The following is a 9,409-nucleotide window of genomic DNA, read 5'->3' on the forward strand; positions in this document are numbered from 1 at the left end:
ATCCGGCAGATCGAGCCGCCATTGTTCTGCGCCTCTTTGATGTCTTCTTTGGTGCCAACGCCGGGCAGCATCAAGAAGGCGATCTTGGCTTCTTTGGCGGTATCGGCGGCGAGCTTGATCAGCTCCTGCTCGGGCGTCTTGGAGAACCCGTAGTTGAAGCTCGAGCCACCCAGCCCGTCGCCGTGCGTCACCTCGATGACCGGCACGCCCGCGTTGTCGAGCGCGGCCACGATGGCGCCGACCTCGTCCTTGGTGAACTGGTGACGCTTGTGGTGAGAGCCGTCGCGTAGGGACGTGTCGGTCATCCGGACGTCCCAGATTGGGTTGAAAAAGATGTCAGTACTCATGCCTGTGCTCCTTGCGCTGTCGCCGACAACGACTCCTTCGCAATTTCCTCGCCGACCTTGGTCGCCGCCGCGGTCATGATGTCGAGGTTGCCCGCATAAGGCGGCAGGTAATCGCCGGCGCCTTCGACCTCGACGAACGTGGTGACCAGAGCCTGACCTCCCGAGTGGACCGACGGGTCGTCGAACTGCGGCTCGTTGAGCAGCCGGTAGCCCGGGACGTAGGTCTGCACTTCGGCGACGACGTCGTGGATGGACCGGGCGATCGCGTCGCGGTCGGCATCCTCGGGGATCGCGCAGAAGATGGTGTCGCGCATGATCATCGGCGGTTCGGCCGGGTTCAAAATGATGATGGCCTTACCGCGGTTGGCACCGCCGATGGTCTCGACGCCGCGGGACGTGGTCTTGGTGAACTCGTCGATGTTGGCCCGGGTTCCCGGCCCGGCCGACGACGAGGACACCGACGCGACGATCTCCGCGTAAGGCACCTCAACGGTGCGCGCAACGGCGTAGACGATCGGAATGGTCGCCTGTCCCCCGCAGGTGATCATGTTGACGTTCGGCGCGTCGAGGTGCTCGCGCAAATTCGCCGGCGGGATCACCGCCGGGCCGACCGCGGCCGGCGTCAGGTCGATGGCCCGGATGCCGGCGGCTTCATACTTCGGCGCCGCGTCCCGGTGGACGTAGGCGCTGGTCGCCTCGAACACCATGTCGGGCTTCTCGGACTGGGCCAGCAGCCAGTCGACACCTTCGTGGGTGGTCTCCAGTCCCAGCTTGCGAGCCCGCGCCAAACCTTCGCTCTCCGGGTCGATGCCCACCATCCAGCGCGGTTCCAGCCACTCCGAGCGCAGCAGCTTGTAGAGCAAATCGGTGCTGATGTTGCCCGATCCGACGATGGCCACACTCATCTTCGACGGCATGGACGCTCCTTTACTCGAAAGACAACCGGACGGACCCAAGGCCGTCGAAATCTGCGACGAAGTTGTCGCCAGGGCGAGCGTCGATGGCTCGGGTACACGAACCGGGCAACACGATGTCGCCGGCCCGAAGCCGCACCCCAAAGCTTTCCACCTTGCGGGCCAGCCACGCCACTGCTGTCACCGGGTTTCCCAGCACCGCGTCGCTACGACCCTCGGCCACCTTCTCGCCGTTCGACGTCAGGACCGCGTCGATCGCCTTGATATCGATGTCGGCCGGCGCCACCCGCGCCGCGCCCAGCACGAAACCCGCGGACGACGCGTTGTCGGCGATGGTGTCGCAGAGTGCGATCTTCCAATCGGTGATCCTGGTGTCGATCAATTCGATGGACGGCACGAACGCTTCGGTCGCGGCCAGCACATCGTCTTCGGTGCAGTTCGCGCCCGGCAGGTCGTGGGCCAGGATGAAGCCGACTTCGACTTCTACCCGGGGGTAGAGGTACTGGTTCGCCTTGACTGGGACGTCCTCGAAGACCTGCATCTCGTCAAGCAGGTGCCCGTAGTCCGGCTCGTCGACACCCATCATCTGCTGCATCGCCAGCGACGACAGGCCCACTTTGTGGCCCACCACCCGGGCGCCTTCGGCGACCCGCTGCCGGATGTTGATCAGCTGGATCTCGTAGGCGTCGACGACGTCGATCTCGGGGTGCCCGGTGGTCAGCGGCGCGATCGGTTGGCGGCTCCGCTCGGCCTGCGCGAGGTCGGCGGCCAACTCATCACGGGCGGCTACCGAGATCATTTCGCCGAAGTCCCCTCACTCGTTTGACCGGGGCAGTAGCGCCCGGCCCCGGCAATTCTATAACGTGTTCTACATGACAGCTCAGGAGTTCGACGTCGTCGTGGTCGGGAGCGGCGGCGCCGGCATGGTGGCTGCCCTTGCTGCCGCCCACCGGGGTCTCTCGACAATAGTCATCGAGAAGGCCGCCCACTACGGCGGCTCCACCGCACGCTCCGGCGGCGGCGTGTGGATCCCCAACAACGAAATCCTGCAGCGCGACGGCGTCAAGGACACCGCGCAAGCGGCCCGCACCTACCTGCACGGAATCATCGGCGACGTGGTCGAGACGCATCGGATCGACACTTACCTCGAGCGCGGCCCCGAGATGCTGTCGTTCGTGCTCAAGCACTCGCCGCTGAAGATGTGCTGGGTGCCGCAATACGCCGACTACTACCCCGAAGCCCCGGGTGGTCGGGCCGGCGGCCGTTCCATCGAGCCGAAGCCGTTCAACGCCAAAAAGCTCGGTGCTGATCTGCCCGGGCTGGAACCGCCGTACGGCAAGGTCCCGCTCAATGTCGTTGTGATGCAACAGGACTACGTGCGACTGAACCAGCTGAAGCGTCACCCGCGCGGCGTGCTGCGCAGCCTCAAGGTCGGTGCACGCACCATGTGGGCCAAGGCGACCGGTCAGGCCCTGGTCGGTATGGGACGCGCTCTGATCGGGCCACTTCGGATCGGTCTCCAAAAGGCCGGTGTCCCGGTACAGCTCAACACCGCGCTGACCGACCTCTACGTCGAGGACGGGGCAGTCCGCGGCGTCTACGTTCGCGACACTGAAAAGTCAGAAGCCGCTGAGCCACAACTGATTCGAGCCCGAAAGGCCGTGATTCTCGGCAGCGGCGGGTTCGAGCACAACGAGCAGATGCGGGTCAAGTACCAGCGTGCGCCGATCACCACCGAGTGGACGGTCGGCGCGAAAGCCAACACCGGCGACGGAATTCTCGCCGCCGAAAAGCTCGGCGCCGCACTCGACATCATGGAGGACGCCTGGTGGGGTCCGACCGTGCCACTGGTCGGTGCGCCGTGGTTCGCATTGTCGGAGCGCAACTCTCCCGGCTCGATCATCGTCAACATGTCCGGCCAGCGATTCATGAACGAATCCATGCCGTACGTCGAAGCGTGCCACCACATGTATGGCGGTGAGTACGGCCAGGGGCCCGGACCGGGTGAGAACATCCCCGCGTGGCTGGTGTTCGACCAGCAGTACCGCGATCGCTATATTTTCGCCGGATTGCAACCAGGACAACGTATTCCACGTAAGTGGACGGAGTCGGGTGTGATCGTTCAGGCGGACACGCTTGAAGAGCTGGCAGCCAAAGCCGGCCTGCCGGTCGAGGAGTTCAACGCGACGGTCCAGCGTTTCAACGGCTTCGCGCGATCGGGCGTCGATTCCGATTATCACCGCGGCGAGAGTGCCTACGACAGGTACTACGGCGACCCGACGAACAAGCCGAACCCGAACCTCGGCGAGATCAGCCATCCGCCGTACTACGCCGCCAAGATGGTTCCGGGCGACCTGGGCACCAAGGGCGGCATCCGCACCGACGTGCACGGCCGCGCGCTTCGCGACGACGGCAGCGTGATCGACGGGTTGTACGCGGCGGGCAACGTGAGCGCTCCGGTGATGGGGCACACCTACCCCGGGCCGGGCGGCACCATCGGCCCCGCCATGACCTTCGGCTATCTGGCCGCCCTGCACATCGCCGGAGAGCGCTGACATGCCGATCGATCCCGACGTCGCGCTGGCCGCCGAGCTCGAGCCGATCGAATTCGCTTGGAGCAGCAGCGATATTCAGCTCTATCACCTCGGACTCGGCGCCGGCGCCGATCCGATGGATGCCCGCGAGCTGCGCTACCTGATCGACGACACACCGCAGGTGCTGCCGACATTCGGCAACGTGGCCGCGACCTTCCATGCCACCAAGCCGCCAACCGTGCAGTTTCCCGGTATCGACATCGAGCTGAGCAAAGTTCTGCACGCCAGCGAGCAGGTCACCGCGCCGGCGCCGTTGCCGCCGTCGGGCTCGGCGAAGGCCGTCACCCGCTTCACCGACATCTGGGACAAGGGCAAGGCTGCGGTGATCTGGTCCGAGACGCGAGTGACCGCACCGGACGGGACGCTGCTGTGGACGCAGCGTCGTTCGATCTTCGCTCGCGGCGAAGGCGGATTCGGTGGCGACCGCGGGTCGTCCACGTCGACGGCCGCACCGGACCGGGCGCCGGACCTGGAGCTCGACATCCCGGTGCTGCCGCAGCAGGCGCTGCTCTACCGGCTGTGCGGCGATCGCAATCCGCTGCATTCCGATCCCGAATTCGCCGCTGCGGCAGGGTTTCCGCGGCCGATCCTGCACGGCTTGTGCACTTACGGCATGACCTGTAAGGCGCTCACCGACGCGCTGCTCGACGGTGATGCGGGCGCCGTCGGCTCCTATGGTGCACGGTTCACCGGCGTCGCGTACCCGGGCGAGACGCTGAAGTCCTCCGTCTGGAAAGAGGACGGGCGACTGCTGGCCACCGTCACCGCGCCCGCTCGCGAAGACGCCGTCGTGCTCACCGGGGTGGAGCTGGTCCCGGCCTAGGGGTCTTTGCGTTTGCGCCTCGAGTGTGACGCCACGGTCACGGTCGAGCTCGACGATGACTGCAGTGTCACAGTCGCCGGGCTCGCGCAGCGCGAACGCGCCGCACAATCTCGGCAGGCCGGTCCCCTGCGACCACGCGTACGACGATCCAGCCGCGACGCTCAATGATTTACGAACGCCGGACGTCCCAGGTGTATTGCCTTCGATCAGTGCGATGCTGTTCGCCGTCGTACTCGACAGCGACTTTGACGTTCTCCCAGCCCATGTCGAGGTAAGCGAGCGCATCACCGAAGTCATCGCAAACAGGAATTTGAGTCTCTGGCCGCGGCAGTCCCGCCTGCACCAGCACCAACCGCAGCCACGTCTCCTTTGGTGACTGCGCGCCCGCGTCGACAAGATCCAGCGAGGTGCGAGCACGCTCGATGCCACGTCGCCCGCGATAACGAGCGATTAACAACTCCACGTCAGGCATTTTCACATTGGTCGCACGGGTGAGGTCGTCAAGCGCGGCGACCGCAGTTGTCGTCGGATACCAACAGGCGAGATCGAGGGCAGTTCGCGCCGGGGTTGTGACCGAAATGCCGTCGACAACGGTGATCTCGTCGCCCGCCAGGTTGTCGCTCCACACCTGCAACCCGGCGAGCGGGTGTCGATTGTCGTGGATGATGTCGACAGCCCGAGCGGCGTCAATCCATCGGCTGCCGTGCAAAGCTGCCGCCGAGAAACCGGCGACGACGCCGCGCCGGCGAGACCAGAGCCACGCCGCATGAGCTCGTAGCGCCGGCGTGAGTTCCGTGCCTTTGACTACGTAGATGTCTCGGAAGACGCGTGTGTAGCGACTCCGCAGTTGACTGTGACTCGTGATCCCCGCCGCAACCGCCTCGCTTCCGACGAACGGATCCACCATCACCGCAGCCTTGCACGGTCTATCCCATTCGCGACATCGGTCATCCCCAGCCATAACTCTTGTTTTCTGAGAAATTCTCAGGCAAGGTTAGACCGTCACTTTGTCCCGGGGGTCGCTATGCGACGTAACAGGTGTTGTTGCCGTTTCCTGACTATCGCGCTGTTCGCGTGTGCCGCAGCGACACTGATACCGACAGCTAACGCCCGGGCCGACGACTCCGCTGATCCGTTGAACGCATTGATGATGGGCGCCACCGGCATGCCGACGCCGAGCGAATTCTGGCAAGACACCATGGTCACCGACTACATCGACCCAGCCACCAACGCCGACTACACCCCGGTGACGGTCGCCACGCCCGCGTCATATGCCAGCACCTCGGCACCGATAGGCCTGGCGGATCTGCAGGCTGCGATGGCCGCCCAGCAACTGAACTACCCCGGCGATCCCTACCTGGTCGAGGGTTATTCGCAGAGCGCGCAGATTGTGGTCGCCGAGAAGATCGAGCTCATGGAGGCTGGGCAGCACCCCGACGTCACCTTCTTGATGCTCGGCGACCCCTACCGGCCCAACGGCGGCATGGTCGAGCGGCTCACCGGTTTGGTCGTTCCCGGGATCGGCCTTTTCAACGGCGAGAACCCAACCGACGCCGGTATTCCCACCATCGACATCGCTAACCAGTACGACGGATTCGCCGATTTCCCGCAGTTCCCGATCAACCCGATCGCCGACCTCAACGACCTCCTCGGCATCGTCTACGCCCACGCCGCCTACGGCGATGGCCCGCTGCCCGAGGAGATACCGTCGCTCTGGCCACCCTCGGAGCCGCTTTCCGGGCCGTACACCGACGAATATGTGCTTGGCTCAACCGAAGTCGTCAAACAGGTCGACGGCGACACCACGTTCTACTTCATTCCGACCACCGAGCTACCGCTGCTCGACCCATTGCGCAGCCTGGGCGTACCCGAACCTGTGCTCAACATCTTCCAGCCCGCGTTACAAGTCATCGTCGAAGCCGGCTACGACCGGTCCATCCCCTTCGGTGACCCGACACCGGCCGAGCTGATTCCCACCATCGACCCCGCAACGTTCACGCTCGAATTCGCCAACGGCGTCGTCCAGGGCGCCGACAACGCGTTCGCACTTTTTGGCGCGCAACTGCCCGACTTCACCCAAATAGAAAGTGATTTCGCATCCGCTGAGGCATGGACGGAAGCCAACATCGGCGTGCCCTACGATCAAGTCGTCAACGAACTCGACGCTGATTTCAACCCATTCACTGCCTTCTTCGACCTTGAGGCGCCACTGGGGCAAGGGCTGGACAGCCTCTTGGAGGCGACCGGCATCCAACAGTTCATCCTCGACCCCATCTTCGGCATTATCGGTCCGCTCGGAGGTCTATTCACGTCCTAGCCGAGGATCAGGCCCGAGGTCGGCACGCCGGTGCCGGCCGTGACAAGCACATGCTCGACGTCGGGCACCGGGTTCACCGAGGTGCCGCGTAGTTGGCGCACTCCCTCGGCGATGCCGTTCATCCCGTGGATGTAGGCCTCACCGAGCTGGCCGCCGTGGGTGTTGATCGGGAGTCGACCACCGATCTCGATCGCACCATCGGCGATGAAATCTTTGGCCTCGCCCCACCCACAGAATCCCAACTCCTCCAACTGAATCAGGGTGAACGGCGTGAAGTGGTCGTAGAGGATCGCGGTCTGGATATCCGCTGGCTTCAGGCCGGACTGCGACCACAGCTGCTTACCCACCAGGCCCATCTCCGGCAGTCCGTCGAGCTCCGGCCGGTAGTAGCTGACCATCGAATACTGGTTCGGGCTCGAGCCTTGGGCCGCCCCCTCGATGATGGCGGGCCGATTCTTCAGATCCTTCGCCCGCTCTGCCGACGTGACGACGATCGCAACCGCGCCGTCAGTCTCCTGGCAGCAGTCCAGCAGCCGCAATGGCTCGGCGATCCACCGTGAATTCTGGTGGTCCTCAATCGTTATCGGCTTCTCGTAGAAGTACGCCTTGGGATTGTTGGCGGCGTGCTTGCGGTCGGCGACCGAGATGGCGCCGAAGTCCCGGCTGGTCGCACCCGACAGATGCATGTACCGCTTGGCGATCATGGCCACCTGCGCGGCAGGTGTCGACAGCCCGTGCGGGTACGAGAACGAGTTGTCGACGCCGGTGGAATCGGCGTTCTCCACCAACCGAAGCTGCACCTGACCGAACCGCTGACCAGAGCGTTCGTTGAAAGCACGGTATGCCACAACACAATCCGCGACACCGGTCGCCACCGCGATGGCCGCCTGTTGGACCGTCGCGCATGCCGCGCCGCCGCCGTGGTGGATCTTGGAGAAGAACTTCAGATCCCCGATGCCGGTAGCCCGCGCGATGGCGACCTCGGTGTTGGAGTCCATCGTGAAGGTGACCATGCCGTCGACGTCACCTGGTGTCAGACCGGCGTCGTCGAGCGCGTCCAGGACGGCTTCGGCAGCGAGCCGAAGCTCGCTGCGGCCGGAGTTTTTCGAGAAGTCGGTTGCACCGATGCCGACGATCGCTGCCTTGCCGGAAAGTTCACCGGGCATCAGAACCCCCGATGGTCAACGTCGCGTTCGCGATGACGTGATCGCCAAGGCTATTGCTGCCAACGATTTTCAACGTGATCAACCCGTCATCGACGGCGGTGACTTCGCCTTTGAAGGTAACCGTGTCGTAGGCGTACCACGGCACACCCAGCCGCAGACCGATCGACTTGATGAACGCTGAAGGGCCGGCCCAGTCGGTGATGTAGCGCTGAACCAGGCCAGTGTCGGTGAGGATGTTGACGAAGATGTCCTTGGAACCTTTGGCCTGTGCCTTGTCCCGGTCGTGGTGGACGTCTTGATAGTCGCGGGTGGCGATCGCGGTCGAGATGATGAACGTCGGGTCGCCGTACAAGACCAGCTCCGGCAGCTTCGTGCCGACCTCTATTGTCGGGGCGCTCATGCGTCGGGCTCCCACGCGTACAGCGTCCAGGCCGGGCCGACGTCATTGGCGGGGAAGTCGATATATGTTGCCCTGACCGGCATTCCAACCTCCACGGTGGCGGGGTCGACGTTGCGTAGCTCGCCGAGCATCCGCACGCCCTCTTCCAACTGCACGAGCGCGATGACAAACGGAAGCGTGCGGCCGGGCACCTTCGGGGCATGATGCACCACGAAGCTGAACACCGTGCCGTTGCCGCCGGCCACCACGTAGTCAGTCGGAGTTTCCTTGTCCTGCCAGATGGCCGGCACCGGGGGGTGCTGCAGGCTGCCGTCGGGCCGCTTCTGGATCCGCAACTCGTGCGCCTTGACACCATCCCAGAAGAACTTTGTGTCCTTGGATTCCGAGGGCCGCATCATGGAGTCGGCGTCCAGGTCCTCGGGCACCGGATTCTCCGGAGCGCCGTCAGCAGGCTTGAATTTGAGTATCCGCCATCCCATCTCGGCGACATCTTCGTCGCCGACGCGCCAGGTGATGTGCTGGTTGATGAACCAACCCTCGCCGAGACCGGTTTGCTTGGGTCCGACTACGTCGCCCATCTCCGAGGAGATGCTGACTTCCTCGCCGGGTCGCAGGTACCGGTGATACGTCTGCTCGCAGTTGGTTGCGACCACGCCGATGTAGCCGTTGTCGTCCATCAGCTTCATGATCGGGCCCATGGGATCATCAGTCGGACGTTCGCCGGCTAAGCCGAACATCGTCCACACCTGAATCATGGCCGGTGGGGCGACAATTCCGGGGTGACCGACCGCGCGGGCCGCGTCCTCATCCCGATAGATGGGGTTGGTGTCGCCGATGGCTTCGACCCA

Annotated in this window: 8 protein-coding genes and 2 pseudogenes; 3 read left to right on the top strand and 7 right to left on the bottom strand. The window is 64.3% G+C overall.

The genetic code is table 11. From position 1 onward, the window contains the following. From VN856_RS08530 to VN856_RS08540, 3 genes and pseudogenes are all read right to left on the bottom strand, one after another. Positions 1-347: pseudogene (locus VN856_RS08530) on the bottom strand (4-hydroxy-2-oxovalerate aldolase); the annotation flags it as partial. Next, the gene (locus VN856_RS08535; RefSeq protein ID WP_325687987.1) at positions 344-1,264 is read right to left on the bottom strand and encodes an acetaldehyde dehydrogenase (acetylating); all 921 of its coding nucleotides are present in this window, start codon (positions 1,262-1,264) and stop codon (positions 344-346) included. The pseudogene VN856_RS08530 and the gene VN856_RS08535, both read right to left, overlap by 4 nt. Positions 1,265-1,274: 10 nt before the next feature. After that, positions 1,275-2,060: a 2-keto-4-pentenoate hydratase gene (locus VN856_RS08540; RefSeq protein ID WP_325687989.1), complete on the bottom strand. Its 786-nt coding sequence runs from the start codon at positions 2,058-2,060 to the stop codon at positions 1,275-1,277. A gap of 73 nt (positions 2,061-2,133) precedes the next feature. On the opposite strand from VN856_RS08540, the gene kstD reads away from it, so the two are divergent. Further along, positions 2,134-3,816 carry a 3-oxosteroid 1-dehydrogenase gene (gene kstD, locus VN856_RS08545; protein WP_325687991.1) on the top strand — a complete coding sequence of 561 codons (1,683 nt, stop codon included), beginning with the start codon at positions 2,134-2,136 and terminating at the stop codon, positions 3,814-3,816. 1 nt (position 3,817) lies between these two features. After that, positions 3,818-4,678, top strand: a complete 861-nt coding sequence (locus VN856_RS08550; RefSeq protein ID WP_325687992.1) for a MaoC family dehydratase — start codon at positions 3,818-3,820, stop codon at positions 4,676-4,678. A gap of 67 nt (positions 4,679-4,745) precedes the next feature. Here VN856_RS08550 and VN856_RS08555 read toward each other — a convergent pair. Continuing rightward, positions 4,746-5,585: pseudogene (locus VN856_RS08555) on the bottom strand (hypothetical protein). Positions 5,586-5,813: 228 nt separating this feature from the next. Between VN856_RS08555 and VN856_RS08560 the strand changes: the two are divergent. Next, positions 5,814-6,995: a PE-PPE domain-containing protein gene (locus VN856_RS08560; protein ID WP_325687994.1), complete on the top strand. Its 1,182-nt coding sequence runs from the start codon at positions 5,814-5,816 to the stop codon at positions 6,993-6,995. Here VN856_RS08560 and VN856_RS08565 read toward each other — a convergent pair. The 3 genes from VN856_RS08565 to VN856_RS08575 all read right to left on the bottom strand — a co-directional run. Further along, the gene (locus VN856_RS08565) at positions 6,992-8,161 is read right to left on the bottom strand and encodes a lipid-transfer protein (protein WP_325687996.1); all 1,170 of its coding nucleotides are present in this window, start codon (positions 8,159-8,161) and stop codon (positions 6,992-6,994) included. The genes VN856_RS08560 and VN856_RS08565 overlap by 4 nt on opposite strands. Next, a complete protein-coding gene (locus tag VN856_RS08570; protein ID WP_325687998.1) occupies positions 8,151-8,561 on the bottom strand; it encodes a MaoC family dehydratase in 411 nt (136 codons plus the stop codon). The genes VN856_RS08565 and VN856_RS08570 overlap by 11 nt, the downstream gene beginning before the upstream one ends. Next, the coding region (locus tag VN856_RS08575) for a bifunctional MaoC family dehydratase N-terminal/OB-fold nucleic acid binding domain-containing protein (protein WP_325687999.1) at positions 8,558-9,409 on the bottom strand (852 nt) is incomplete at its 5' end. The genes VN856_RS08575 and VN856_RS08570, both read right to left, overlap by 4 nt.

Origin of the sequence: Mycobacterium sp., assembly GCF_035603715.1 — a bacterium.
Lineage (GTDB): Bacteria > Actinomycetota > Actinomycetes > Mycobacteriales > Mycobacteriaceae > Mycobacterium.

Bases quoted from the DNA above. Each gene is read 5' to 3' on its own strand.
- VN856_RS08565 (WP_325687996.1), bottom strand. From the start codon at position 8,161: ATGCCCGGTGAACTTTCCGGCAAGGCAGCGATCGTCGGCATCGGTGCA.
- kstD (WP_325687991.1), top strand. From the start codon at position 2,134: ATGACAGCTCAGGAGTTCGACGTCGTCGTGGTCGGGAGCGGCGGCGCC.
- VN856_RS08535 (WP_325687987.1), bottom strand. From the start codon at position 1,264: ATGCCGTCGAAGATGAGTGTGGCCATCGTCGGATCGGGCAACATCAGC.
- VN856_RS08570 (WP_325687998.1), bottom strand. From the start codon at position 8,561: ATGAGCGCCCCGACAATAGAGGTCGGCACGAAGCTGCCGGAGCTGGTC.
- VN856_RS08550 (WP_325687992.1), top strand. From the start codon at position 3,818: ATGCCGATCGATCCCGACGTCGCGCTGGCCGCCGAGCTCGAGCCGATC.
- VN856_RS08540 (WP_325687989.1), bottom strand. From the start codon at position 2,060: ATGATCTCGGTAGCCGCCCGTGATGAGTTGGCCGCCGACCTCGCGCAG.